This window comes from Streptacidiphilus fuscans, assembly GCF_015690355.1.
GTDB lineage: Bacteria > Actinomycetota > Actinomycetes > Streptomycetales > Streptomycetaceae > Streptacidiphilus > Streptacidiphilus fuscans.
On record NZ_JADPRT010000010.1, the window covers coordinates 205,895 to 231,782 of the forward strand.

Genomic DNA, 25,888 nt, shown 5'->3' on the forward strand with positions numbered 1-25,888 from the left:
TCGTGGGCGCGGCGATCCGTCTGCTTCCGACGCTACCCGAGCGAGGCGGGCCAGAGGGAAGGGTCGGGTGCGAATCGCACAGTCAGCACCCCGTCCCGGAGCGCCGCGCCCGCGACGGTGCAGCGGCGCAGCGCGGACGGCAGCGGCACCGAGCGGCGGTAGCAGCCGACGCCGAGGGCGAGTTCGTCGCCGCGGCGTACCAGTTCGAGGTCGCCGCGCTCCGTGCCGGGCAGCGGGATGTGCCAGACCAGGACCCGGTCGGGGGTGTCCAGCCGGTCCTCGACGCGCCACTCGACGGCCTCGCGCGCGGGGGTGTCCGTCCAGGTCACCAGGGCGGACGGTTCGGCCAGTTCGCCGAGGTCGACGCGTTCGGGCTCCCGCCCGAGGTCGGGCACGGCGTGGACGGGGACGTCCCAGGCGGCGCGCAGCAGGTCGAGCCCGGCGCTGTCCGTGCCGGTCGGACTGCCGTCCGTCGGCTTGCCGTCCACCGGCACCCGGTTCACCAGCAGCGACTCCAGCGGCAGCTGATGCAGCGCCAACCCGGCACGCGCGCGCAGCAGTTCGGCCCGTGCCCGGGGACCGGCGGGTGGCGCGGTGACCAGTCGGATGCTCGTGCTCGGCGCGCGCAGCACCGCGCGGATGTCGGCCAGCTCGGCGGAGGCCCAGGCCCGCGCCTCGAAGAGCCACTGCGAGGGCATCGGCACGCCCGCCAGCCCGGCCAGCACCGGACGCAGCGCACGGGCCGCCTGCCGCTCGTCGGGCAGCAGCCGGGCGAGGTAGGCGTCCAGCTGCTCGGGCAGCGCCAGCGCGGCGACCAGCTGCGCTACCGGCGGCGCGTCGACGACGACCAGGTCGAAGGCGCCGAAGGACGCCCCACGCTCCGCACCCTCCGCGCGCTCGCGCCCGCGCCCGTAGGTGCGCAGCAGGTCGAGCAGCGCCAGGTGCGACGCGCCCGGCAGTGCGGTCAGCTCCTCCGGCTCCAGCGGCTCGACGCCCAGCAGGTCGAAGAGCCCCTTGGCGCGCTCCAGCAGCCGTACTCCGGCCGCGCGGAATGCCGCCTGCTCGTCGAGCCGCAGGGCGAACAGGCCCGGCTCGAAGGCGATGCGCAGCGGTTCGGGGCCGAGGCGGTGGCCCAGCAGTCCGTCGACGGACCGGTGCGGGTCGTCCGCCGCGACGAGCAGCACCCGCTCGCCCGATTCGGCCGCCAGCGCGGCCGTGGCCGCCGCCAGCGTGCTGCGCCCGGCGCCGCCCGCGCCGCTGACCAGGACGAGCCGAGGTGACATCAACGTGCCGTCAGCTCTCGACGCGCTTCTTCAGCCCGGCCAGCGCCCGGTCGATGATGACCTTCTCGGCCTTGCGCTTGATCATGCCCAGCATCGGGATCTTGACGTCGACGGCGAGCTGGTAGGTCACCTCGGTCTTGTCGCCGGTCGGCGTGAGCGTGTAGGAGCCGTCGAGCGACTTGAGCATCTGGCTCTTGACGAGGGTCCAGCTGACCTTGCGGTCGCCGTCCCAGGTGTAGGCGAGGGTGTGGTCGTCCTTGATCGCGCCCGCGTCCAGCAGCAGCCGGACCTGCTGGGCCCGGCCGTCGGCGCCCTCGCTGAGGACCTCGATCTCCTTGACCTCGCCGGTCCACGCCGGGTACGCCGCGAAGTCCGCGATCACCGCCATGACCTGGGCCGGGGTCGCCTCGATCGTGGTGCTCGACCTGGTGTGCTCCGCCATCGGATGGCCTCCGCCTCTCGCCCTGCTGCCGTCACGGCCGGTGTGTGCATCCCGCCGATGAGAGGCTATCGCGTCCAGGCGAGCGTTCAGACGTCGAGCACCGTCAGACGTCCAGCACCCAGGGGCGTCCGGTGGCGTTGAAGTGGCCGACGTTGACACACTCGGTCCTGCCGATCCGCAGCCGGCGCCGCAGCGGCTGGTGGACGTGGCCGAAGAGCGCGTACGCGGGCTGCGTCTCGTGGATCGCCTGCAGCACGGCCTCGCTGCCGCGTTCGAACCGGCGGGCCACCACGTCGTAAGTCAGGTCCGGTACGGCGGGCGGGACATGGGTGCAGAGCACGTCGACCCGGCCGAGCGCCGCGACCTTGGCCGCGTACTCCTCCTCCGGGATCTCGAACGGCGTCCGCATCGGACTCGGCAGGCCGCCGCCGACGAAGCCGAAGCGCAGCCCGCCGATCTCGGTCGTCTGCCCGTCCAGCACGGTGACCCCGTCGCGGGCGAACTCCGGCCACAGGCCGGGCAGGTCGACGTTGCCGTAGGTGGCGTAGGTCGGCGCGGGGAAGGCGGCGAAGAGTTCGGCGTACTGCCGGCGGACCGCGCCCTCGATCGCCGTGCGCCGGTCCATCCGCAGCCCGGACCAGAGCTCGGCGGAGAGCGCCCGTGCCTCCTCGAACCGGCGCTCGTTGCGCAGCCGGACCAGCCGCGTAGCGTTCTCCGCGCCGAAGAGGTCGGGGAAGATCCCGCGGGCGTGGTTCGCGTAGTCGAGGAAGAGGATCAGGTCCCCGAGGCACACCAGCGCGTCAGCGCCCTCCCCGGCGCGCGCCAGGGCCTCGCTGTTGCCGTGCACGTCACTGACCACATGGACCCGCATGACCACCACAGTAGCCAGCCCCTAGGCTGGTCCGAGTGTGACCCTGGAAACACATTGGCTGGTACACCTATGCCGGAGTAACTACCTGCCAGTAACGTCCTGGCGTCCCCGCAGCGTCGCCGTGACAGCGCCCTGGGTCCCCACACCCAGGTCAGCGCTTTCGAGATCGAGGAGCAGCTTTGCGCGAGTTCAGCCTTCCGGCCCTCTACCAAGTGCCGATCGGCGGCGACCTCACCGATCCGATCCATCGCAACGCCTCGGAGTACCCGGATCTGCCGCTGGTCGCCCGCAAGAACGACAACGGCGTCTGGGAGGACCGCACCGCCACCCAGTTCCTGTCCGAGGTACGGGCGGTGGCCAAGGGCCTGATCGCCTCCGGTGTCGGCCCCGGCGACCGGGTCGGGCTGATGTCGCGCACCCGCTACGAGTGGACCCTGCTGGACTTCGCGATCTGGTGCGCGGGCGCGGTCACGGTTCCCGTCTACGAGACCTCCTCGGCCGAGCAGGTCGAGTGGATCCTGGGCAACTCCGGCGCGGTGGTCTGCATCGCCGAACTCCCCCGCCACGAGGCCGTGATCGGCGAGGTGCGGGACCGGCTCCCGGCCCTGAAGCAGGTCTGGCAGCTGGAGGCCGGCGGCCTGACCGACCTGGTCCGGGCCGGCGCGGACGTCCCCGAGGCCGCGATCGAGGAGCGCCGGGCCACGCTCGGCCCCGACTCGGTGGCCACCATCGTCTACACCTCCGGCACCACCGGCCGCCCCAAGGGCTGCGTGCTCACCCACGCCAACTTCATGTCGGAGCTGGGCAACATCACCACCCGGCTGCGGCCGCTGTTCCAGCCCGGCGAGTCCTCGATCCTGCTGTTCCTGCCGCAGGCGCACGTGCTCGGCCGGATCGCGGAGATCGCGGCGGCCATGGCGCCGATCCGGATCGGCCACGTCCCGGACATCAAGGAGGTCACCGCGGAGCTGGCCGCGTTCCGGCCGACGCTGATCCTGGGCGTGCCACGGGTCTTCGAGAAGGTCTACAACGCGGCCAGAGCGAAGGCGCAGAGCGAGGGCAAGGTCAAGATCTTCGACCGTGCGGCGGAGACGGCGATCGCCTACAGCCGGGCCCTGGACACCCGTTCCGGCGCGAGCCTCGGCCTGAAGCTGCGTCACCGGATGTTCGACGCGCTGGTCTACAGCAAGCTCCGCAACGCGCTGGGCGGCCGGGCCACCCACGCGATCTCCGGCGGCGCCCCGCTCGGCGAGCGCCTGGGCCACTTCTACCGCGGCATCGGCTTCACCGTCCTGGAGGGCTACGGCCTGACCGAGACCTGCGCGGCCACCGCCTTCAACCCCCACGACAAGCCGCGGATCGGCACCGTCGGCCAGCCGCTGCCGGGCTCCTCCGCGGCCATCGCCGAGGACGGCGAGATCCTGCTGAAGGGTCCGCAGATCTTCGCGGGCTACTGGGACAACCCCGAGGCCACCGCCGAGGCGCTGCACGACGGTTGGTTCGCCACCGGCGACATCGGCACGCTGGACGCCGAGGGCTACCTCAGCATCACCGGCCGCAAGAAGGAGATCATCGTCACCGCCGGCGGCAAGAACGTCGCCCCCGCGGTGATCGAGGACCGCATCCGGGCCCACCCGATCATCGCCGAGTGCATGGTCGTCGGTGACCGCAGGCCGTTCATCGCGGCCCTGATCACCGTCGACGAGGAGTTCTTCCCGGCCTGGAAGCAGCTGCACGGCAAGCCGGCGTCGGCGACGGTCTCCGACCTGAAGGACGACGCGGACCTGCGCGAGGCGATCCAGGCGGCCATCGACGACGGCAACGCCGCGGTCTCGCACGCGGAGGCCGTGAAGAAGTTCGCGATCCTGGACACGGTGCTGTCCGAGGACTCCGGGCACCTCACCCCGTCGATGAAGCTGAAGCGCGCGGTCGTGATGAAGGACTTCGCCGCCGACGTCGAGGCGCTGTACGCGCGGTAGGGCGAATGCGGTAGTCGACAGTGCGGTAAAACCCGAAAGGGCGCGGGGCTCGCCGGAATGCGAGCCCCGCGCCCTTTTCGAGCGTCTGGGTGAATCAGACTCAGTGGCTGGTCTGCACCGAGGTCAGGTGGGTCAGCGGCGAAAGCGGCAGACCGGCGACCACGGACTCGACGGCACCGAGGACATTGCCGACACCCACGTGCACGCCGACACCCGCGACGTCGACAGAAACGTGGGCGAGACCACCGGCGACCTGGTCCAGCTCGTTGTCGGAGAGCTCGGCCGTGGCGATCTGCGACCCGGTGTTGTTGCGCATGGTTCTCTCTTCTCTTCAGCAGTGCGGAACAGCCATGTCGAACCCGTTCCGCACTCTCTACGCATCTCGACGGGTACCGGGTTACACCCCTCGAAGGTATTTCCGAGTGACCCCGATCACAGGTGCCCATCACAGGCGTTGGTCACAGGTGACCGGCGAGCACCTTGTCCAGGCTGACCACCAGCCCCGCGGCGTCCCGGCGGACGGCGAAGAGCTGGTCGGCACCCGTCGTCGGCGCCGCGACACCCGGCGCCAGACCCCACTGCTGCGCCGGGCCGCTGGGCACCAGCTGTCCCTGCACACAGGAGACCGGGGTCACCGAGAGCAGCGCGCCGGGGGTGCTCAACGTCCGTAGCAGGACCAGGATTTCGCCCTGCGGGGCGGCCGCGCACGCAGCCGCTCCGGTCGGTGCGGGCGACGCCGGTCGCGCGGTGGCCCGCGACGATGCCGTGGCCGTCGGGCTCGCGCTGACAGTGGACGGGGACGGAGCCGTCACGGGTGCCGTCGGGCCGTTCCCACCGTCGACGGACGTCGGCGAGGCGGAGGCCTGCGGAGCGCCGGAGACGGCGGTCGACGCGCTCGGCGCAGGCGCGCTGTGCTGCTGCGGGGCTGGGTGGCCACCACCGGCCAGGGCGTACGCGGTGGCTCCCGCCAGCAGCGCCCCGACCGCGGCCGTGGGCACCACGGCCAGCCGGGTACGCCGACTGCGGCGCCCGGCCAGCGCGCGCAACCCCGCTCCGCTCAGCGGCGGAGGTCCGGCCTCGCCGGCTGCACTGTCGGCAAGCCGGTGCAACGCGTGGCGCAGCTCTGGGTCCTTCTGGAGGTGCCGGTCGTCCTGGCGGTGCCGGTCGTCCTGGCGGTGCCGGTCGTCCTGGCGGTGCCGGTCGTCCTGGCGGTGCCGGTCGTCCTGGAGGTACCTGTCGTTCGGCAGGTCACCGTCGTGTCGGAGGTCGTCGCCCATCATGCCTTCAGGTCCGTCAGATCCGTGAGATCGCCGGTCAGATGCCGGGCGAGGGACGCGCGGGCGCGGGAGAGGCGGACCTTGACGGTACCCACCGGCGCACCGGTCTGTTCGGCGACCTCGGCGACGGGGAGGTCGCAGAGATAGTGCAGGACAACCACGCGGCGCTGCTCCTCGGGAATCTTGCGCAGCGCTGCCACCAGCGCGGCGTGCTCCGGCTCCGGTCCGGCCTGCACGGCCGGGGTGCCGTGGCGGACCAGCGCGGACACGTAACTGCGGGCGCGCCGCCACCGGCTGACGGCAAGTCGCCACGCCACGGTTCTGACCCACGCCTCCGGAGCGGCCGAGGCGGACAACTCCTCGCGCCGCTTCCAGGCGCGCACATACGCCTCCTGGACGACATCCTGCGCCTCGGCCAGATCCCCGGTCATCACGTACAACTGGCCGACCAGCCGCGACCAGCTCGCGGCGTAGAACTCGTCGAACTCCTCAGGCGACAAGCGCTCCCGCCCCCTGGTTCGGCCGATTGCGGGGACTCTGGGAGACCGGCGGGAGTCCGCATATCAAGCAGAGGTCTGAGCATTTCACGAGACATCATCTGACCACAGGCGCGACTGCGTCCGGATCCACGATCGTGAACATTCCGAGGAGACAATGGACTGATTCAGAGCAATCCTTCGAGGCGCTTTGCGAGCAGGTCCCAGCGCCAGGCCTCCTCGACCCATTTCCGGCCCGCCGCGCCCATTCGCGCGCGCAATCCCTCGTCGCCCAGCAGAAGAATCAGCCGCTCCGCGAGAGCGTCCAGATCGCGGCCTCCCACGACATATCCCGTCTCGCCCTCCCGCACCGCGTCCGGCGCGCCGCCGCTGTCGCCCGCGACGACCGGCAGGCCCGTCGCGGAGGCCTCCAGATAGACGATGCCGAGACCCTCGACGTCGAGCCCGCCCCGGCGGGTGCGGCACGGCATGGCGTAGACGTCGCCCGCGCCGTAGTGCGCGGGCAGCTCCTCCCACGGGACCGCGCCGGTGAAGCGGACCGAGGCCGAGACGCCCGTCTCCGCTGCCAGCTTCTCCAGGTCCTCGCGGTACGGGCCGCCGCCCACGATCAGCAGGACCGCGTCGGGGAAGGCCGTGAGCACCAGGGGCCAGCTGCGGATCAACGTGTCCTGGCCCTTGCGCTTGACCAGGCGCGAGACGCAGACGACCACCGGACGGTCCGTCAGCCCGAGCCGGGCGCGGACCGCGTCGCCGCCCGAGTCGGGGTGGAAGGTCTTCTCGTCGACGCCCGGCGGCAGCTGGACCATCCGGGCCGCCGCCTGCGGGCCGACCGCCGACGCGATCCGGGAGCGGGTGTACTCGCCCAGGTACGTGAGGACGTCGGTGCCCGCGCCGATCCGGCGCAGCAGTTGGCGGGAGCCGGGGAGCTGCGCCCAGGCCGCCTCGTGGCCGTGGGTCATCCCGAGCAGTTTCGTCGCCCCCGCGCGTCGCAGCGCCGGAGCCGTCAGCCCGAGCGGCGCGGCCGCGCCGAACCAGACGGACGAGCAGCCGTGCGCGCGCAGCAGCTCCGCCGCCCGCCTGGTGACCCTCGGCGTGGGCAGCAGCATGGTGGTCCGATCCCGGATCACCTCGAACGGCTGTTCCGCGTCGAACGCGCGTACTTCAGTCCCGTCGCGCCAGGTGGAGGCGTAGACCACGACCTGGTCGGCGGGGAGCCGGACGGCCATGTTGTGCACGAAGGTCTGGATGCCGCCCTGGCGCGGGGGAAAGTCGTTGGTGACGATGAGGGTCTTGTTCACGCGTGCGGTTCCTCGGTCCGGGAAGGGCTGGTCCGTACGATAGGGCAATGCGTAAAAAGCCAGCTGACGGAGCCACCCCAGGACGGCACCGTCCCCGTTTCGACCCGACCGTCCCGTCCGCCTGGAGCGGCTGGGCGCTGGGACGGGCGCTGGTGGTCCTGCTGGTGCTCGGAGTCCTGAAAATACCGCACATGATGGACGTGACCAGCGACGTCAAGGTGATCTACCAGGGCTGGGCCGAGGTGCTGCGCTCCGGGACGTTCCCGATGGACGACGTCACCTGGCAGTATCCGCCGCTGGCCGCGCTGGTGATGCTGGCCCCGCTGGCGGTGCCCGCGTCCTACTTCGTCGGCTTCCTGGTCCTGATCGGCGTCTTCGACGCGCTCGGCATGGGGCTGCTGCTGCGGCTCCGCCGCTCCGGTCGGGACCGGGCGGCGGCGGGCGTCTGGCTCTGGGTGGTGGTGCCACCGCTGCTCGGGCCGACGCTGTACGCCCGGTTCGACCTGGTCGTCACCGTGGTGGCGATGGCCGCGCTGGTCGCGCTGGTCCGGCGGCCCAGGCTGGCCGGGGTGCTGACCGCCGTCGGCGCGATGCTGAAGGTGTGGCCGGTGCTGCTGCTGATCGGCGCCGGCCGCGGACGGCGGTGGCTGCAGGTGGCGGCCGCGTTCGCGCTGAGCGGGGCGCTGGTCGGCTTCCTCTTCCTGGTCTCGACGCACGGCGCGTTCTCGTTCCTCGGCTTCCAGGAGGGCCGGGGCATCGAGGTGGAGTCGGTGGGTGCGCTGCCCTTCCTGTTCGCCAGCGTCTTCCTGCACTGGCAGGGCACCGTGGCGATGAACTACGGATCGCTGGAGGTGCTCGGCCCGCACGTGGCCACGATGAGCGGACTGATGGTGGCGAGCTCGGTGATCGCCTTCGCCCTGCTCGCGCTGTGGCGGCTGCGCGTCCGGCACTGGACCCCGGCGACCGCCGCCGACGCGGGGCTGACCGCGGTGCTGCTCTTCGTGGTGACCAGCCGTGTGATCAGCCCGCAGTACATGCTGTGGCTGGTCGGGCTGGCCGCCGTCTGCCTCACCCTGCGCGGCTCGGTGATGCGCCCGGTGGCGTGGCTGGTCGCGGTGGCCGTGCCGGTCACGACGGTCGAGTTCCCGTTCATGTTCGGCGAGCTGACCGGCCGCACCGAGCTGGGCCTGGTGATCATCGGCAGCCGCAACCTGCTGCTGCTCGCGGCGGCGGTGCTGGCCTTCGTCCGGCTCTGGCGGGCGACGGTCTCCAGCTCCTCGCCGGACCTGCCGCAGCTCGCGGACGCCGTGGCACCGGAGCGCGACCCCGCGCAGCGAGACAGCGCCGAGGTCAGCGCCTGAGCGCCGACTCGACGTCGGCCCGCCACTGCGCGGTGAACGCGGCGGTGCCGACGCCCAGCGTCGCACGCAGGGCGCGGTCCACGGCCGCGTCCTGCCCGCCCCGGCCGCCGGTCGCGGCGACGGCGGCGTAGAGCGCGACCAGCTTCGCCTGCCCGTGGTGCAGCACCACGCTGCGGCAGGCGAACCAGGCCTTCTGGTACGCCTCCTGCAGGGCGGGCGCGGTGCCGGAGAAGTCGGCGTCGGCGGGCAGCGCGGCCAGCAGCCGCGCTGCGGCACCCGAACTGCCGGAACCGCCCGAAGCGCCGGAGCCGCCTGAGCCGCTGGAACCGCCCGAGGCCAGCGCGGCGCCGAGTTCCACGGCGATCTGCTGCGGGGTGCGGCCGGTGCCGAGGTAGCCGGTCCAGTCGGCGACGCCCTCGGAGAGCCAGCGCGGCGTCCAGGCGTCGGTCTGCGCGCGGGTGGCGACGTGCGTGGTCTCGTGGGTGGTGACGACCCGCTGACCCAGGGCGCTCAGGCTGTCCCAGGCGATCGGGTTGAGCGTGATCCGCTCGGTCCTGCCGAGTTCGGACGCGCCCAGCTCGCCGGTGGTGACGGCGGCGATGTCGGCGAAGGCCGCCGGGTCGGCGTCGAGCAGCGCGCCGAACTGGTCGCTCGCCAGCGGGGCCAGGACGACGGTGCGCTGTCCCCAGCCGCTCCCCCAGACGGCGCTGACGTCAGGGACCGCGCGGTCGGCCTCCGCGCCGATCGCGGCCAGGGTGGCCGGGTCGCGCAGCCCGAGGACCAGGCTGTACCGGCCGCGGACCGCCCGCACCGGGCCGAGGTCCCAGATCAGCACGGTGTTGCCGGGGTGGTCCCCGCCCTCGGTGCCGTCGGAGGCGAGCAGCCAGCGGCCGTCGGGCTGCCGCTCGAAGATCAGGTACTGGGTCGCGGTCTCCAGCTGCGCGTCGAAGCCCGCCAGCCGGTAGCCGAGCTCGACCTCCACCGCCACCCGCTCCCCCGTGCCGAGCACCGCCGGCAGCGGGAACGCGTCGAACGCGGTGACCCGGTACCGCCAGTCGCCCAGCGGCACCTGGGCCAGGTTGGCGACCAGCGCGTACTGACGCTGCCTCAGGTCCGCCGCCGCCGAACCGCCGCTCGCGACGGGGACGACGGTGGCGGCAAGCGAAGCGGCGTCGCGTGCCAGCACGGCTGTGGCGCGGCGGGACAGCGTCTGCTCGACCTCGGCGGCCTGTTCCTCGCGCCGGTCGTCGGCCGCGTCCGCCCACGCCGCCCAGGCGGTGGCGCCACCGGCCGCCGCCACCAGGGACACCCCGGCGGCCAGCACCCGACGACGTGTGAGTCGGTGACGCACTGCCCGCTGACCCGCGGCGCTGTCACCCACGGCGCTGTCACTCACTGTTCTGTGACCCGCCGCCTTCAAGGGCGGACCACCGCGGCGATCGGCATGTCGCGCATGTTCTCGTAGCGGACCCGGGCGCCGGGGTACGGGGCGTGGATGATCATGCCGTTGCCCGCGTACATGCCGACGTGGTGCATGTCCCCGAAGTAGATCACCAGGTCTCCCGGACGGATCTCCGACACCGGCACGCGTCGGCCGGCGAAGGCCTGCTCCTGCGACGTACGCGGCAGCGACACCCCGCCGTGCCGCCAGGCCCAGTACATCAGACCGGAGCAGTCGAACGCGCCAGGACCCGTCGCACCGTAGACGTACGGGCTGCCGAGCACGCTGCGGGCGGCGGCCAGTGCCGCCGCGGCGGCGGAGTCGGCCGGGCCCTGGTCCGGGGGCAGCACCCCGTCGGCGGCCTGGGCGGCGAGCTGGGCCGAGGCGTCCTCGGCCTGCTGCAACTGGTCCCGCTGAGCCGCCGTCAGCGAGCCGAGCAGCGCCTGGGCCGCGCCCAACCGGCGCTGCGCCTCGGCCTTGGCGGTGGAGATGGACCGCCGCACCTGCTCCAGCTGGCTGTACTGGGCCAGCACCTCGGCCTTGCCCTGCTCGATCTCGCGCTCGACGCCGCGCAGCTGCACCAGCTCGTCGGCGGTACCGGCGTCCACCTCGTCGAGCGAGGCGGCGCGGCTGAGGTAGTCGGCCGGATGGGCGCTGAACAGCAGCTGCATCACCGGGTCCATGCTGCCGCTCTGGTACTGCTCGGTGGCGACCTCGCCCAGCCGGGCGGCGAGCGCGTTGGCGGTCGCCTGCTCCTCGGCCATCGTCTGCTGCAGCAGCGAGGCGCGGTGCTGGAGCTGGGCCGCCCGCTCCTGGGCGCTGTCGGCCTGCTGCCCGGCCGACTCGGACTGCGCGTAGAGGGTGTCGACCTGCCGCTGCACGTCGTCCGGGGTGAGGCTGCCGCTCGTGCCGGCCGTGCCGGTCCCGCCTGGGGCGGGGTCGGCGTGCGCGCCGCCCTGGGCCGTGAGCATCGCGGCGGTCGCCGCAGCGACGGTCACCGCAGCTCGCGACAGCACGGACGGTCCGACGCGTCTGCCTCGTCGATGGGACGCCACCTGCTCGCTCTCCGCTCTCCGCGTATGGGGATCTCCCGGATGATCTCCGGGACGGAACCGAGCGCTGACGTTAGCGATTCGGACAGAAGCAGTCCAAGCTCCCAAGAGCTGAAAAATCACATCGAATGCCGCTCAGGTGAACGAGTCTGCTGGTCGTTCCGAGATTCCGCACCTGCCCCGGACACCGAGGCACCACGAAGGAGGACACTCCCGTACGGCCGTCCGAGTGACGGCGCTCACCTGGGAGAGACGCGCATGGGCCCCGCTCCGGATCGGAGCGGGGCCCATGGCAGGCGAGCTGAGCGTGGCTCAGATGTGGCGCATCGCGTAGATGGTGCCGATCGTGTCCAGCGACTCGTAGCGGACGACCGCGCCCGTGTGCGGCGCGTGCAGGACCATCCCGTTGCCCGCGTACATGCCGACGTGCGAGTTGTCGTTGAAGAAGATCAGGTCACCCACCTGCAGGTCGGCCGTGGAGCTGACCGCCGTGCCGGAGTTGATCTGGTCGTAGGTGGTGCGGCCGATGGAGACGCCCGCCTGCGCGTAGGCCCACTGCATCAGGCCGGAGCAGTCGAAGGAGCTCGGGCCGGTCGCGCCCCAGACGTAGGGCGAGCCGAGACGGGTCTGCGCGGCGGCGAAGGCGGCGGCCTCCACCGAGTTGCCCGCCGAGGACGAGCCGAGGTTGACCGAACCGCTCGAGCCGGCGCTGGCCTTGGCCGCGGCGGCGTTCGCGGCCGCGTTGGCGGCGGCCTGGGCACGGGCGACCGCGGCCTGCTGCTGCGCGGTCATCGAGTTCAGCAGCGCCTGGGTCTGCGCGACCTTCTGCTGGACCGCCGCCTTGTTCGCGGCCAACTGCTTGTTGGTGGCCTGGATCTGCCGGAGCGACTGCTCCGCCTGGGCCTTCTGGCCGTCCAGGGTCTTCTCGGCGGCCTGGAGCGCCTGGATCTGGCCGGCCTGGTTGTCGCTGACCTGACCCAGCGACGAGGCCTTGGTCAGGTAGTCCGTCGGGCTCGACGAGAGCAGCAGCTGGACGGTCGGGTCGATGGCGCCGTCCGCGTACTGCTGGTTCGCGATCTCACCGACCGAGTCGAGCTTGGAGTTGACGTCCGCCTGCTGACGGGCGATCTGCTGCTGCAGCGTGTTGACCTTGGCCTGCTGCTGCTGGAGCTGGGTCTGCGACTGGTCGAACTTCTGGATCGCCGCGTCGGACTCGACGTTCTGCTGCTGGAGCTGAGCCTGAAGCTGAGGGATGGTCGGCTTCGGCGCGGCCTGCGCCGTCTGGGCCGACACCGCGACCGCAGTGGCGGCGGTTGCCGTCAGAACGGTTATGCGCGCACGACTGGGGGACTTGGGACGACGATGAGACGCCACGAAGGCGGAACTCCTTCTTCCTACGTCCGCCTACCGGGTGAGCTGACGGGTTCGGACCAGGAAGTAGGCCCTACGACGCTTCATCGGTCCGGGTTCACACCGGTCCGACCGGGCGCCGATTCACCCCGAGGAAGGTGGGTCCCCGGCTCCGACTCGACGGCTTCCCCTGGTTGGGCCGTCCTGCCGGACGGTCCTGCCGCGTCGTCGAACTCGACGGTGACCGCCGCTGTCACCCGGGTTGGATGAACGCCTGCGCGGAGGTCAGGGCATCGACCCTAGTGACCTAACCGTGATCAGTTCAAATCCTTGTCAGAAAAAACACGGGTCACTTACGACGACTCGTCACAACACGGACGCTACGTAGCCACAGCATCACCAACCGCCGTGACATGGGGCGCAATTCGGTCATTCGACCGCAGGATGAGGTGAATTCGTGCAGATGCCCTGTGAGTGGATTCACAGGGCATCTCAACGTGTCAACGCGTCAGCTTTCGCTGCGTCACATCCGGCGGATCGCCACGATCCCACCGAAGTAGGACATCGGCTGCACCGAGACGTCGTAGCCGTACTCGGGGGCGTTGAGCAGCATGTTGTTGCCGGCATAGAGGCCGACGTGGCCGCCGCCCTCCATGACGATGATGTCGCCGGGCATGGCGTCGGCCAGGCTCGGGACCGCCGTACCCACCGACTCGTCGGCGTAGGAGGAGTGCGGCAGCGAGACGCCCGCCTGGCCGTAGGCCCACATGACCAGGCCCGAGCAGTCGAAGCCGGACGGGGTCGAACCACCCCACAGGTAGGGGGTCTTGCCGATCCACTGCTCGGCCGCCAGCATCGCGGTGCGCGCCGTGGGGGAGATGCCGCTCAGGTCGATGGTGCCGTTCCAGTTGCTGGTGGACCCGCCGCTGCCGTAACCGCCGCCGTTGTTGGCGTTGTTGACCGCGGCCTGCTCGGCGGCGGTCAGCGTGTTGAGGATGGACTGCGCGTGGGCCAGCTTGGCCAGCGCCTCCGACTTCGCCGAGCTCATCTGCGACAGCAGCGCCTGCTCCTGGGCCAGCTCGGACGCGGCCTGGGCCTTCTCGCGGTTGAGCGTCGCCTCCTGGGCCACCAGCTGGGACAGCTCGGAGGTCTGGTTGGCGGTGAGCTCGTCCTGCGAGGTCGCCTGGTCGAGGAAGTGCTGCGGGTCCGAGGAGAGCAGCAGCTGGACGGTCGGGTCGATCTCGCCGGACGCGTACTGCGCGTTGGCGATCTGCCCGAGCTGGCCCAGCTCGTTGTTGATCTGGGCCTGCTGACGCGCGATCTCCGCCTGGATGACCGCGACCTTCTGCTGCAGGTTCTGCTGCTGCTGGTGGGCGTTGTCGTACTGCTCCGTCTTGACGGATGCGTCCTGGCGGTCTGCGTCCACCTGGGTCTGGGCGTCCTTGACCGAGACGGTCGGGGCTGCCTGGGCGGCGGTCTGTGCGGACAGCGCCACCACGGTCGCCGCGGCTGCGGTCAGCACGGACACGCGGGCACGGCTGGTCTGCCGGGGACGACGATGATTGGCCACGACGGATGCAATCCCTTCACACGCGGACTCGTCCGCATGCACGACAGAGTGCACGGCTGAAACACGATGTTTGGAACACAGGTGCGGACGTTTGCGCGATGACAATAGTGATTGAGGAGGCCCCGTGTCTTCCCCGTGACCGGATCGGACGTCCGCTCTTAACAAAGCTTCAAGATCACGAAGCCGACGGCAAGCGTCGCTGACCGTCACAAAGCCCAGGTCAGAAGCGCTCATTGGCGCTCCGCCATGCGTTGCCCACAAACAAGCACGCGCGCCGGGAAGTGGCGTTCGCAACATCCCGTCACGGGCGGATCAGCCGCCGCAGCAGCATCGTGGACGGCACCGGACGTGCGCCCGATTTGCGCACTCCGTCCGCTACTTCACGGTCTGTCGACACCACCACGACCGGTCGGCCCTCCGGCTCGGCGCGGACCAGACGGCGGATCAGCTCGTCCGCGGTCTCCCCGGTCCGGCTGAACAGCACCCGCACTCCGCGCGGCGGTGGTGCCATCGGGATCGGGCCGTCCAGGTCCTGCCCGTCGAAGACGCAGGTGATCTCGGCGCCGGTCTGCGCCGCCAGCAGGCCGAGCCCGCGCAGCAGCTGCTGACGCTGCCGGTCCAGCGCCATCCCCGGCCAGCCGGTCTTGGTGACGTTGTATCCGTCGACCAGCAGGTGGACCTGCGGCAACTGGAGCAGCTGCTCCAGCAGGGCGGGGTCGTCCCCCTCCAGCGCCCGGCGGGCCACGTCGTGCGGGGAGGCGGCGACCGGCGAGACCGCCTCGACCGAGTCGGCCGGACGGCCGCTCAGCGGCGCGAGGCCGAGCTCGCGTTGGAGGCCCTGGGCGCCCTGGAGCACCGTGTCGAGCAGCAGCCGCAGCCGCATCTCCTCCGTCGAGCGCCCCTCGCGGGCCGCGCGCCGGGAGGTCTCCAGCGCCGCCTCCAGCTCGGCGACCCGGTGCTTGAGCCGGCGCACCTCGCTGTCCTGCGCCCCGCGCTCGGTGGCCCCGGCCGCGCGCAGCGCCTCCAGCTCGGCCACCGCCTTGCGGGTGGCGGCCTCGGCGCGCTTGGTATCGGCGGCCAGCGAACGCAGCTGGCGGCGCAGGCTGTCGCCGTCCTTGCGGGCCGCGTCCAGGTCGGTCTTGGCCCGCTCGGCGTCGGTACGGGCGGTGGCGCGCAGCGCGACGAGCTCGTCCTGGAGCTTCTCGGCCAGCCGCGCCGACTCCGCTGCGGCGCCCTCGTGTTCGGCGCGCTCGACCTCCTCGCCGACGCCCTCCACGATCCGGGTCCAGCCGGCGGTGCGCAGCAGGTACGCGGCGGCGGCCACGTCCTGCGGATCGGCGGCGGCCGGGACGGTGCCGGACTCCAGCGCGGCGACCAGGTCCGGCTGCCCCTGCCGAAGCCGCTCGGCGATCCGGGAGCGGAACAGCGAGTCGGTCTCCAGTGCGGCGGCGATGGCGGTGGCCCCGCGCTTGACGCGGGCGTCGCGGGTGAACTTCCCGTAGGGACGCAGCCGGGCCGGCAGGTCGCCCTGCGCAAGGCCACCGAGCGCGTCGGCGGCAATGCCGACCACCCGGCGCCGCACGCCCTCCGGCAGCGGGCGCGAAAGCGCCTCGCCGCTCTCGGACAGCGCGGGGTCACCGCCCTCCGCGGGCGTCGACGCCTGGTCTGGCTGCTCCACCTGATCCGCTCCGATCCGCTCCGGGGGACGTACCGCCCGGACCGCTATTCTCCCCGCCGACGCCCCCCGCCTGTCGCTCCGCCACGTCCGCCGTGCCCGGCGGCCGTCGGACTACTTCTGACGCGTCGCCTGCTCGGCGGCCTCGGCCTCGGCGCCGGGGCGGTCCACCAGCTCGATCTGGTCGACGGCGTTGCACCAGCGGCAGCGCACCGACTCGACGGTCTCGCTGAGCACCTCGCGCTCCTCGACGGTGGGGTCCCCGGCCAGATCCAGATGGACGAACTCGACGACCCGTGAGGAACGGGTGACGTCGAAGCGGGTCAGGTTGCCGCACAGGGTGCAGCGCCAGCGCGTGCCCTCGGTGGGAAGGGGGACGGCCATGGCGAGATCCTCTCGTCGGCGGGCAGCATCACGGGACTGTCCGGTAAACCCTATGGCCTGGGGACTGCCCCCGGGCACGGTCCCCCACAGGCCTCCACGAACGGGTGTCAGATTCGTCCGGAGAAGGAATGCTTTGTCCATGGTGACCATGGCGACCCCGGCGGATCCGGCACCCCCGGCGGCCCCGACGACTGCTGACGACGCTCCCCGACCGGTGCCGTTCGTCCCGGTCGCGACCTACGGACTGATCGCGCTCTGCGTCCTGGTCTTCGTGATCGGCCCGGTCTCCGGCCTCGACCCCCTCTACGGCTCCGGCACGCTCCGGGCCTGCGCCGAGACCGCCTACTACCACCGCTGGGGCGTGGTCCCGGCCGAGCTGCTCCACAACGCGGTGCTCCGGCTGCACCTCTCGCACCGCTGCCCGTCCGACACGGGCCTGCCCAAGGTCCCGGCGCTCTCGGTGCTCACCGCCATGTTCGTCCACGGCGGCTGGCTGCACCTGGCGGGCAACATGCTCTTCCTCTTCGTCTTCGGCGCGATGGTGGAGGAGCGGATCGGCCCGCTGGCCTTTCTCCTCTTCTATGTGGCGCTCGGATACCTGGCCACCTACGGCTACGCCCTCTTCGAGGCGGGCAGCCCGGGAGCGACGCAGACCCTGGTCGGCGCGTCGGGCGCGATCGCCGGCGTGCTCGGGGCCTACCTCTGCCTCTATCCCCGGGCGCGGATCACCAGCCTGATCCCGCTGCTGCTCTTCCTGCCGCTGCGGTTCCCGGCCTGGCTGGTGCTGGGCTTCTGGTTCCTGGTCCAGTGGCTCTCCATCCGCGCCACCGACCCGTCCGTCCCGGGTGTCGCCTACGCCGCGCACCTGATCGGCTTCGCCGGGGGCTTCGCCTTCGCCTGGCTGCTGTGGCGGCGCGGCGGCCGACGCGGTCGCGGGGTCGCGCGTCCGGCCGCAGCACTAGCATGTGAGAGCCCGCATCCCGCGCGACAGGAGACTCCGTGATCACCGCCATTGTCCTCATCAAGGCCAGCGTCGACCGGATCCCGGAGATCGCGGAGAGCATCGCGGCGCTCGCCAACGTCACCGAGGTCTACTCGGTCACCGGCGGCTGGGACCTGATCGCCATGGTCCGGGTGCGCGCGCACGAGGAGCTGGCCGACGTGATCCCCGGTCAGGTCAACAAGGTCCCCGGCGTCGCGCACACCGAGACCCACGTGGCCTTCCGCACCTACTCCTCCCACGACCTGGACGCGGCCTTCGCCATCGGGCTCGACGACTGAGCCGCGTCCCGGTTCCCGGGGACGGCCGAACTCAGCCGCGACGGGTGTCCGGCACGCAGCGACCGCCCTCGGTCCGGTAGGACCACTGCGCCCCGTCGGTCACCAACTCCCGTACGGCGCGCAGGAACCGGTCCACGTGCTCGACGGGCGTGCCGGCGCCGAAGCTGACCCGGATCGCGTTCAGGCTGCGCTCCCCCGGCAGCGACGCCTCGGGGGCTCCGCACTCGGAGGGGGCTGCCTCCTCGCCACCCAGCAGCGTCCGCACCAGCGGGTGCGCGCAGAAGAGACCGTCGCGGACGCCGATCCCGTACTCGGCGGAGAGCGCGGCGGCGAAGTGCGAGCTGTTCCAGCCCTGCACCACGAAGGAGAGCACACCCACCCGCGGGTGGTCCTCTCCGAAGAGCGTCAGCACCCGCACCTCCGGCACCTGCGCGAGACCCTCCCGCAGCCGGTCGATCAGCTGCTGCTCGCGCTCCTGCAGCGCGTCGAACCCGGCCTCGGTCAGCGCCCGGCAGGCCGAGGCGACGGCGTAGGCGCCGATCACGTTCGGCGAACCCGCCTCGTGCCGGGCCGAGCCCTGGTGCCACTCGACTGCCACCGAGCCGTCCACCTCCCGCGCCACGGTCCGGCTCGCGCCGCCGCCCGCGAGGTACGGCTGCGCCTCGTCGAGCCAGTCCGCACGCCCCGCCAACACGCCTGCGCCGAACGGCGCGTAGAGCTTGTGCCCGGAGAAGGCCACCCAATCCACGTCCAGCTCGCGCACCGAGACCCGGTGATGCGGCGCCAACTGCGCGGCGTCCAGCACGATCCGCGCGCCGTACGCGTGCGCGGTCGCGGCCAGCTCGCGGACCGGCCAGATCTCACCCGTCACGTTGGACGCGCCGGTGACGCAGACCAGCTTCGGCCCCTCCCCCGCAGCCCGCAGCGCCTCGCCCAGCGCGGCCACGGCCTGCTCGGGCGAGCGCGGCGCGCGGAGGTAGGTGACCGCGAGACCGCGCTCCGCCCACGGCAGCAGCGAGGCGTGGTGCTCGGTCTCGAAGGCGAAGACGCGGGTGTCGCCCGGCAGCGCACCGGCCAGCAGGTTGAGCGAGTCGGTGGTGGCCCGGGTGAAGACGACCTGGTCCCCGTCACGCAGGTCGAGGAACTCGGCGACGGTCGCGCGGCTCTGCTCGTACAGGTCCGTGGACAGCTGCGAGAGGTACCCCGCGCCTCGGTGGACGCTGCCGTAGTACGGCGCGTACGCGGCGACGTCGTCCCAGACCCGCTGGAGCGCGGGCGCGCTGGCGGCGTAGTCGAGCGCGGCGTAGGTGACCTTCTCGCCGGAGACGAGCGGGACCTCGACGTCCCGGCCGAGGACCTCAAGGGGAGAACAAACAGTGACATTACGGGCGACGACAGACATGGCGGTACCTCCGGAAGGTGCACATGGGTATGCGAACGAACCCCGGGCTACGGGGCAGGGAACGGAGAGTTGGAGGCGCTGAGGCCTCTACCGCATTCGCTTAGACACGAGAACACTCCTCGGGAGATCCGCGCTTGCCTCGCGGCGTTCTCGCCGCAGGCCTGGTCGTCACCCGGAGGCACCCCACCACGGTAGGAGGGTTGCCGGACAGCGAGCCGGGGCTTCAGCGGCTGACGCCGCGTGCTGTCACTCGTGACCTGTCAGGGGAGTATGGCAGACGTTCACTCCGTGGGCGAAGCCTGTTTCGACATATGGGACACGTTGTGCTCCCAGGGGCAGTTGCAACGCTTAGGGGCGCGGGGAACTGCGCGAGAAACCACCCACCCACGTAGGGCCCCGAACGCGCAGGGCCATCCGCTCATCAGTGGCTGTTCGCGCAGTTCCCCGCGCCCCTGGCGGCTACGCCGCAGTGGCCGCCGACCACTGGGCCAGCTTGCGTTCCGCCGCGCCCGAGTCGATCGACTCGGCGGTGCGCAGCATCGCTCCGCGCATCTGCTCCACGAAGGACGCCGTGGAACCGCCCTGCTCCAGGGCGACCAGCGCGGACGCGCTGTTCAGGACCACCGCGTCCCGGACGGGACCCCGCTCGCCCGCCAGCACGCGCCGGGCGACCTCCGCGTTGAAGGACGCGTCCGCGCCGCGCAGCGCCTCGATCGGAGCGAAGTCGATGCCGACCTCACGCGGGTCGAAGACAAACTGCTCGACCTCTCCCTCGCGCACCCGCCAGACCGTCGACGTCGTGGTGATGGTCAGCTCGTCCAGGCCGTCGTCGCCGCGGAAGACCAGGGACGAGTTGCCCCGGCGCGCCAGCACCCCGGCGATCAGGCCGGCCATCCGCCGGTCGAAGCAGCCGACCGCGTTCGCGCCCACCCGGGCCGGGTTGGTCAGCGGACCGAGCAGGTTGAAGAAGGTGGGGACGCGCAGCTCCGCACGCGCCGTCGCGGCGTGCCGCATGGAGGGGTGGAAGACCGGGGCCGGGCAGTAGGTGATGCCCGTCTCCACGGCAACCTCAGCGACCCGACGCGGTGTCAGAGCCAGGTTGACGCCCAGCTTCTCCAGCACGTCCGTCGCGCCGCTCGCGCTGGACGCGGCCCGGTTGCCGTGCTTGGCGATCCGCGCGCCCGCGCCCGCCGCGACGATCGCGGACATGGTGGAGATGTTGACGGTCTTGGCCCGGTCACCGCCGGTACCGACGATGTCGACGGCGGGGCCGGGGACCTCGATCACCGTGGCGTGGGCGTACATCGCCTCGACCAGACCGGTGATCTCCTCCACCGTCTCGCCCTTGGCGCGCATCGCGACCATGAAGCCGGCCACCTGGGCCGGGGTCGCCTCGCCCGAGAAGATCTGGTCCATCGCCCAGGCGGTGTCCGCCGCAGAGAGGTCCTCACCCGACAGCAGCGGCATCAGGACGTCCGGCCAGGTGCGCACCCGCGCGGGGTCGTCGCCGCCGAACGCAGGATTGGAGTGCACCATGGCTGTCGCCTCTCGAAGGCCGGGGTTCAGGTCTGTCAGACCGGCCCAGCCTATCGAGCGGCACACCCTGCAAGACGCAAGATCTCACGCGGCGAGACGTACGTTCTCAGCCTCGGCAGCAGCTCACCGCGTCGGCACCTCAACGCACCGACGTCGCAGCTCGGCGACGTCTCAGCTCGCCAGCGACGGCCGCTGCCCGGCACGCAGCAGCGCGCACGCCGTCTCCACCAGCGCGACCGGGTCGACCGGAGCCGGGACCGCCGCGTCGGCGTGGCTCCAGGTGGCGAGCCACGCGTCCTGCGGACGGCCGATCAGCACCAGCACCGGCGGGCACTGGTAGATCTCCTCCTTGAGCTGACGGCACAGGCCCATGCCGCCCAGCGGCACCGCCTCGCCGTCCAGCACCAGCAGGTCGATCCGCCTGCCGCCCTTGCCGTGGGCGTCCATCGCGGCCACGACCGCGGGCGCGGTGGCGCACTCGAAGTAGGAGAACTCCGGCAGCTCCGCGTCCGGTCGCTTGCCGAGCGCCAGGCGCACCTGCTCACGGGTGTTCCGGTCGTCGCTGTAGACAAGGATGTTCAGTGCCATCGCTCGTTCTCCCCTGCTTGGGTGTGATCGGGGCCACTGCGGGGTGCTCGCTCCGGATGCTACTCGTGTCCCGCACGCCACAACACCGGGTGGACCCAACACCCGGACAACGACGATCTCCCCCACAACGTGACGGCCGAGGCACCGCTTCTGCCGGACTCGGCCCGGACAGCCGCATCCCCTTCACTACTTCGAGGGACACCACGGCCCGTCGCGCAAGCGCGACACGCCCCGAATGGGCAGGCCATTCGAGGGAGAACAGGAAGATCGGCGAGGTCGGAGGGTACGTCACACCCCGGACACACCGAGGATGACCCCCGGGCGTTAGTGCGGAATAAGGGACCGACATAATGTCGGTCGTGGCGACAGCAACTGCAGTAGAAACCGGGCACGCACACGGTTCGGTCAACCGGCCGAACCTCACCAGCGTCGGAACCATCGTCTGGCTGAGTTCCGAGCTGATGTTCTTCGCGGCCCTCTTCGCGATGTACTTCACGCTTCGTTCGGTGACGGGTACCGCCTTCTGGCACTCGCAGAACCAGGCGTTGAACGTTCCCTTCTCCGCAACGAACACCACGATCCTGGTGCTCTCCTCGTTCACCTGCCAGATGGGTGTCTTCGCCGCCGAGCGCGGCGACGTGAAGAAGCTCCGGGCCTGGTTCATCGTGACCTTCATCATGGGCGCGATGTTCATCGGCGGTCAGATCTACGAGTACACGGAGCTGGTCAAGCACGACGGCCTTTCGCTGTCGTCCTCCCCCTTCGGCTCGGTGTTCTACCTCACCACCGGCTTCCACGGGATGCACGTGACGGGTGGTCTGATCGCGTTCCTGCTGGTGCTCGGGCGCACGTATGCGGCCAAGCGCTTCACGCATGAGCAGGCGACCGCGGCCATCGTCGTGTCGTACTACTGGCACTTCGTCGACGTGGTCTGGATCGGCCTCTTCGCGACCATCTATCTGATCAAGTAGCAGGGTCGGACCGTCCTGACGGTCTACCGGACTCCAGACGCTCCAGATCCTCACACCGGGGTTAATCCGTGAAAAAGCTCTCCGCACGACGGCGCCACCCGCTGGCAGCGCTCGTCGTCCTCATCTTCGCGCTGGCGTTCACCGGGGGGCTGTATGCCGCGCTCGCGCCGACGAGCAGCGCATCGGCCGACGCCAGCCAGTCCCTCCAGGTCGAGGAGGGCAAGCGGCTCTACCAGGTCGGCTGTGCCAGCTGCCATGGTCTGAGCGGCGAAGGCACCAAGGACGGACCCTCCCTGGTGGGCGTCGGCCAGGCTGCCGTCGACTTCCAGGTCGGCACCGGCCGTATGCCGGCGCAGCAGCCCGGCCCCCAGGTGCCCAAGAAGAAGGTCATCTACACCCAGGGTCAGATCGACCAGCTCGCCGCGTTCGTCGGAACGTTCGGCGCGGGTCCGGCGATCCCGTCGGCCGACCAGTACACCGGTGGTGACGTCGCAGCGGGTGGCGAGCTCTTCCGCACCAACTGCGCGCAGTGCCACAACTTCGCCGGCGCCGGTGGCGCGCTGAGCGAGGGCAAGTTCGCGCCGCCTCTGGCGGGCGTCAGCGACAAGCACATCTACGAGGCCATGCTGACCGGCCCGCAGAGCATGCCCGTCTTCCCTGACTCCACGATGCCGGAGCAGCAGAAGAAGGACATCGTCGCGTACGTCGACCACGCCACGAACAGCGACTCCAACCCGGGCTACGGCGGTATGACGCTGGGCTCCATCGGTCCGGTCTCCGAGGGTCTCTTCGGCTGGATCTTCGCGCTGGGCGCCCTGATCTGCGTGGCGATCTGGGTCGCTGCCCGCACTCCCAAGGCCAAGAAGTCATGACGAGCCAGGACAACATGTCTGAAGAACACCTGCCGGAGGCCTCGCACGGCCACGGCGGCGGACCCGTCGTAGCACCTGACGGTTACTTCGCCGACCCGGGCCTGCCGCCTCACGAGCACCGCCGCACCGACATCGACGAGAAGGCCGCCCGCCGTGCGGAGCGCCAGGTCGCGATGTGGTTCATGCTGTCGATGGTGGCCACGGTCGCCTTCATCGCCAGCTATGTCATCTTCAAGCCGGGCCCGACGCACCACGTCTACATCTGGCCGATCGGCAATGTGGGCCCGCTGAACTTCTCACTCGGCGTCACGCTGGGTGTGTCGCTGTTCGCCATCGGCGCCGGCGCGGTCCACTGGGCCCGCACGCTGATGTCGGACGAGGAGCACATCTCCGAGCGCCACCCGGTGGAGTCCTCCCCCGAGGTCCGGGAGCAGGTCTTCTCGGACTTCCGCCAGGGCGCCAAGGAGTCGGGCTTCGGCCGTCGCAAGCTGATCCGCAACACGATGATCGGCGCCATGGCGATGGTCCCGCTGTCCGCGGTCGTGCTCTTCCGCGACCTCGGTCCGCTGCCCGAGGACAAGCTGAGCACCACCGGCTGGAAGGCCGGCATGCTCCTGAAGAATATGAACACCGGTGAGCCGATCCAGGCCTCCGACGTCCAGGTCGGTTCGCTGACCTTCGCGATGCCCGCCGACCTGTCGGAGACGGACGACGACTTCCAGGAGCGCATCGCCAAGGACGCGCTGATGCTGGTTCGCATGCAGCCGTCCGACATCAAGGACCAGAAGTCGGCGTCCCTGGGTTACGACGGCGTGCTGGCCTTCTCGAAGATCTGCACCCACGTCGGTTGCCCGATCAGCCTCTACGAGCAGCAGACGCACCACGTCCTCTGCCCGTGCCACCAGTCGACGTTCGACCTGTCGGACGGCGCCCGCGTCATCTTCGGCCCGGCGGGTCACCCGCTGCCGCAGCTGCAGATCGGGATCGACACGACTGGCAACCTCGAGGCCCTCAACGGCTTCACCGCCCCCGTCGGCCCCGGCTTCTGGGAGCGCAGCGAATGAGTACCCACGCATACGAGGACTCCCACGTGGAGCAGATCGGCCACAGCGAGGCCGGCGTCGAGCAGAAGCACCTCGGCGAGAAGGCCGCGGACTGGGCGGACGGCCGCCTCGGTATCTACAACCTGGCCAAGTCCAACCTGCGGAAGATCTTCCCGGACCACTGGTCCTTCATGCTCGGTGAGATCTGCCTCTACAGCTTCATCATCATCATCCTGACCGGCGTCTACCTGACGCTGTTCTTCCAGCCGAGCATGGCCGAGGTCGTCTACCACGGCTCGTACGTGCCGCTGCAGGGCATCAAGATGTCCGCGGCGTACGAGTCGGCGCTGGACATCAGCTTCGACGTGCGCGGCGGTCTGCTGATCCGTCAGATCCACCACTGGGCGGCGATCGTCTTCGTCGCGGCCATGCTGGTGCACATGATGCGCGTCTTCTTCACCGGCGCGTTCCGCAAGCCGCGTGAGATCAACTGGCTGTTCGGCTTCCTGCTGCTCTTCCTGGGCATGTTCGACGGCTTCATGGGCTACTCGCTCCCGGACGACCTGCTGTCCGGTACGGGTATCCGCTTCATGGAGGGCGCGATCCTGTCGGTGCCGATCGTCGGCTCCTACCTGGCGATGTTCCTGTACGGGGGTCAGTTCCCGGGCAACGACATCATCCCGCGCTTCTTCACGATCCACGTGCTGCTGATCCCGGGCATCATGCTGGGCCTGCTGGTGGCCCACCTGATCCTGGTCTTCTACCACAAGCACACCCAGTTCGCGGGCCCCGGCCGCACCGAGAAGAACGTCGTCGGCATGCCGCTGATGCCGGTCTACATGGCCAAGGCCGGTGGCTTCTTCTTCCTGGTCTTCGGTGTCATCGCGTTCGTCTCGGCGATCGCCTCGGTCAACCCGATCTGGGCGTACGGTCCGTACCGCCCCGACCAGGTGTCCACCGACGCCCAGCCGGACTGGTACATGGGCTTCTCCGAGGGCCTGATCCGCATCATGCCGGGCTGGGAGATCCGCGCCTGGGGTCACACCCTGGTGCTGGGCGTCTTCATCCCGCTGGTGGTCTTCGGTCTGATGTTCGTCGTCATCGCGATCTACCCCTTCCTCGAGGGCTGGATCACCGGTGACAAGCGCGAGCACCACATCCTCGACCGCCCGCGCAACGCCCCGGTCCGTACCGGCCTCGGCGTCGCGTGGATCGTGGAGTACATCATCCTGCTGGTCGGTGGTGGCAACGACCTGTTCGCCACCCACCTGCACCTGTCGATCAACGCGATCACGTGGACCTGCCGCATCCTGTTCTTCGTCGGCCCGGTCATCGCCTTCATCGTGACGAAGCGTTGGTGCATGGGTCTGCAGCGCAAGGACCGGGACAAGATCCTGCACGGTCGCGAGACCGGCACGATCAAGCGCCTTCCGCACGGTGAGTTCATCGAGGTCCACGAGCAGCTGCCGCAGGCGGAGCTCTACACCCTCACCGCTCACGAGCAGAACGCCCCGGCCGAGCTGCCCCCGGCGGTCGACGAGAACGGCGTCAAGCGCAAGATCGGTCGTATCGCCAAGCTCCGCGCGAAGCTCTCCGACGGCTACTTCGGCCCGCAGAGCCAGATCGCGAAGCCGACGGCCGAGGAGCACGCCGAGCTCACCAGCGGCCACGGCCACCACTGAGCGCTTCCCAGCGCACAGCGCACCTGCAGTAAG

24 protein-coding genes and 2 riboswitches are annotated in these 25,888 nt (G+C 70.8%); of the genes, 8 read left to right on the forward strand and 16 right to left on the reverse strand.

Going from position 1 to position 25,888, the window contains the following annotated elements; genetic code table 11:
* Positions 1–32: 32 nt before the first annotated feature.
* From I2501_RS23780 to I2501_RS23790, 3 genes are all read right to left on the reverse strand, one after another.
* Complete coding sequence (locus tag I2501_RS23780) at positions 33–1,283, reverse strand: ArsA family ATPase (RefSeq protein WP_196196201.1); 1,251 nt, start codon at positions 1,281–1,283, stop codon at positions 33–35.
* Between the two features lie 10 nt (positions 1,284–1,293).
* Complete coding sequence (locus tag I2501_RS23785; protein ID WP_196196202.1) at positions 1,294–1,725, reverse strand: SRPBCC family protein; 432 nt, start codon at positions 1,723–1,725, stop codon at positions 1,294–1,296.
* Between the two features lie 103 nt (positions 1,726–1,828).
* The gene (locus I2501_RS23790) at positions 1,829–2,596 is read right to left on the reverse strand and encodes a metallophosphoesterase family protein (RefSeq protein WP_196196203.1); all 768 of its coding nucleotides are present in this window, start codon (positions 2,594–2,596) and stop codon (positions 1,829–1,831) included.
* A gap of 179 nt (positions 2,597–2,775) precedes the next feature.
* On the opposite strand from I2501_RS23790, the gene I2501_RS23795 reads away from it, so the two are divergent.
* Positions 2,776–4,575, forward strand: coding sequence for an AMP-dependent synthetase/ligase (locus I2501_RS23795; RefSeq protein ID WP_196196204.1), 1,800 nt, complete (start codon positions 2,776–2,778; stop codon positions 4,573–4,575).
* A 100-nt stretch (positions 4,576–4,675) separates the two neighbouring features.
* Here I2501_RS23795 and I2501_RS23800 read toward each other — a convergent pair whose 3' ends face one another.
* The 4 genes from I2501_RS23800 to I2501_RS23815 form a co-directional block, all read right to left on the reverse strand.
* The gene (locus I2501_RS23800; protein ID WP_196196205.1) at positions 4,676–4,891 is read right to left on the reverse strand and encodes a hypothetical protein; all 216 of its coding nucleotides are present in this window, start codon (positions 4,889–4,891) and stop codon (positions 4,676–4,678) included.
* Between the two features lie 142 nt (positions 4,892–5,033).
* Positions 5,034–5,855, reverse strand: a complete 822-nt coding sequence (locus I2501_RS23805) for a serine/threonine-protein kinase (RefSeq protein WP_196196206.1) — start codon at positions 5,853–5,855, stop codon at positions 5,034–5,036.
* Positions 5,852–6,352 (reverse strand): SigE family RNA polymerase sigma factor, encoded by a 501-nt coding sequence (locus tag I2501_RS23810; RefSeq protein ID WP_196196207.1) that lies wholly within the window; start codon positions 6,350–6,352, stop codon positions 5,852–5,854. Before I2501_RS23810 ends, I2501_RS23805 begins: the two co-directional genes overlap by 4 nt.
* A gap of 164 nt (positions 6,353–6,516) precedes the next feature.
* Positions 6,517–7,647: a glycosyltransferase family 4 protein gene (locus tag I2501_RS23815; RefSeq protein WP_196196208.1), complete on the reverse strand. Its 1,131-nt coding sequence runs from the start codon at positions 7,645–7,647 to the stop codon at positions 6,517–6,519.
* Positions 7,648–7,694: 47 nt separating this feature from the next.
* Between I2501_RS23815 and I2501_RS23820 the strand changes: the two genes are divergently transcribed.
* Complete coding sequence (locus tag I2501_RS23820) at positions 7,695–9,008, forward strand: glycosyltransferase family 87 protein (protein WP_196196209.1); 1,314 nt, start codon at positions 7,695–7,697, stop codon at positions 9,006–9,008.
* On the opposite strand, the gene I2501_RS23825 is transcribed toward I2501_RS23820, so the two are convergent.
* The 6 genes from I2501_RS23825 to I2501_RS23850 form a co-directional block, all read right to left on the reverse strand.
* Complete coding sequence (locus tag I2501_RS23825; protein WP_196196210.1) at positions 8,998–10,389, reverse strand: hypothetical protein; 1,392 nt, start codon at positions 10,387–10,389, stop codon at positions 8,998–9,000. The two genes, I2501_RS23820 and I2501_RS23825, sit on opposite strands and share 11 nt — an antisense overlap.
* A 35-nt stretch (positions 10,390–10,424) precedes the next feature.
* Positions 10,425–11,465, reverse strand: a complete 1,041-nt coding sequence (locus I2501_RS23830; protein ID WP_196196211.1) for a C40 family peptidase — start codon at positions 11,463–11,465, stop codon at positions 10,425–10,427.
* Between the two features lie 348 nt (positions 11,466–11,813).
* Positions 11,814–12,794 carry a C40 family peptidase gene (locus tag I2501_RS23835; RefSeq protein ID WP_328806571.1) on the reverse strand — a complete coding sequence of 327 codons (981 nt, stop codon included), beginning with the start codon at positions 12,792–12,794 and terminating at the stop codon, positions 11,814–11,816.
* Positions 12,795–12,886: 92 nt separating this feature from the next.
* Positions 12,887–13,044: riboswitch (cyclic di-AMP (ydaO/yuaA leader) on the reverse strand.
* Positions 13,045–13,374: 330 nt separating this feature from the next.
* The gene (locus I2501_RS40695) at positions 13,375–14,421 is read right to left on the reverse strand and encodes a C40 family peptidase (protein WP_196196213.1); all 1,047 of its coding nucleotides are present in this window, start codon (positions 14,419–14,421) and stop codon (positions 13,375–13,377) included.
* Between the two features lie 301 nt (positions 14,422–14,722).
* The gene (locus I2501_RS23845; protein ID WP_196196214.1) at positions 14,723–16,099 is read right to left on the reverse strand and encodes an NYN domain-containing protein; all 1,377 of its coding nucleotides are present in this window, start codon (positions 16,097–16,099) and stop codon (positions 14,723–14,725) included.
* 111 nt (positions 16,100–16,210) lie between these two features.
* Positions 16,211–16,480: a hypothetical protein gene (locus I2501_RS23850; protein ID WP_196196215.1), complete on the reverse strand. Its 270-nt coding sequence runs from the start codon at positions 16,478–16,480 to the stop codon at positions 16,211–16,213.
* 139 nt (positions 16,481–16,619) lie between these two features.
* Between I2501_RS23850 and I2501_RS23855 the strand changes: the two genes are divergently transcribed.
* Together I2501_RS23855 and I2501_RS23860 are read left to right on the forward strand one after the other, a co-directional pair.
* A complete protein-coding gene (locus tag I2501_RS23855; protein ID WP_236047050.1) occupies positions 16,620–17,483 on the forward strand; it encodes a rhomboid family intramembrane serine protease in 864 nt (287 codons plus the stop codon).
* Complete coding sequence (locus I2501_RS23860) at positions 17,480–17,761, forward strand: Lrp/AsnC family transcriptional regulator (RefSeq protein ID WP_196196216.1); 282 nt, start codon at positions 17,480–17,482, stop codon at positions 17,759–17,761. The genes I2501_RS23855 and I2501_RS23860 overlap by 4 nt, the downstream gene beginning before the upstream one ends.
* Before the next feature lie 31 nt (positions 17,762–17,792).
* Here I2501_RS23860 and I2501_RS23865 read toward each other — a convergent pair whose 3' ends face one another.
* The 3 genes from I2501_RS23865 to I2501_RS23875 all read right to left on the reverse strand — a co-directional run bounded on the left by I2501_RS23865 (position 17,793) and on the right by I2501_RS23875 (position 21,287).
* Positions 17,793–19,163 carry an aminotransferase class V-fold PLP-dependent enzyme gene (locus I2501_RS23865; protein WP_196196217.1) on the reverse strand — a complete coding sequence of 457 codons (1,371 nt, stop codon included), beginning with the start codon at positions 19,161–19,163 and terminating at the stop codon, positions 17,793–17,795.
* Positions 19,164–19,288: 125 nt separating this feature from the next.
* Positions 19,289–19,421, reverse strand: a riboswitch (SAM riboswitch).
* A gap of 201 nt (positions 19,422–19,622) precedes the next feature.
* Entirely contained in the window at positions 19,623–20,699 is a 1,077-nt protein-coding gene (gene trpD / locus I2501_RS23870; protein WP_196196218.1) for an anthranilate phosphoribosyltransferase, read from the reverse strand.
* A 171-nt stretch (positions 20,700–20,870) separates the two neighbouring features.
* The gene (locus tag I2501_RS23875) at positions 20,871–21,287 is read right to left on the reverse strand and encodes a response regulator transcription factor (protein WP_196196219.1); all 417 of its coding nucleotides are present in this window, start codon (positions 21,285–21,287) and stop codon (positions 20,871–20,873) included.
* Between the two features lie 350 nt (positions 21,288–21,637).
* On the opposite strand from I2501_RS23875, the gene ctaE reads away from it, so the two are divergent.
* The 4 genes from ctaE to qcrB all read left to right on the forward strand — a co-directional run bounded on the left by ctaE (position 21,638) and on the right by qcrB (position 25,855).
* Positions 21,638–22,258: an aa3-type cytochrome oxidase subunit III gene (ctaE, locus tag I2501_RS23880; RefSeq protein ID WP_196196220.1), complete on the forward strand. Its 621-nt coding sequence runs from the start codon at positions 21,638–21,640 to the stop codon at positions 22,256–22,258.
* Between the two features lie 68 nt (positions 22,259–22,326).
* Positions 22,327–23,130 carry a cytochrome bc1 complex diheme cytochrome c subunit gene (gene qcrC, locus I2501_RS23885; RefSeq protein WP_196196221.1) on the forward strand — a complete coding sequence of 268 codons (804 nt, stop codon included), beginning with the start codon at positions 22,327–22,329 and terminating at the stop codon, positions 23,128–23,130.
* Complete coding sequence (gene qcrA / locus I2501_RS23890) at positions 23,127–24,194, forward strand: cytochrome bc1 complex Rieske iron-sulfur subunit (RefSeq protein ID WP_196196222.1); 1,068 nt, start codon at positions 23,127–23,129, stop codon at positions 24,192–24,194. Before qcrC ends, qcrA begins: the two co-directional genes overlap by 4 nt.
* Positions 24,191–25,855 carry a cytochrome bc1 complex cytochrome b subunit gene (gene qcrB / locus I2501_RS23895; RefSeq protein ID WP_196196223.1) on the forward strand — a complete coding sequence of 555 codons (1,665 nt, stop codon included), beginning with the start codon at positions 24,191–24,193 and terminating at the stop codon, positions 25,853–25,855. The genes qcrA and qcrB overlap by 4 nt, the downstream gene beginning before the upstream one ends.
* Positions 25,856–25,888: the final 33 nt, after the last annotated feature.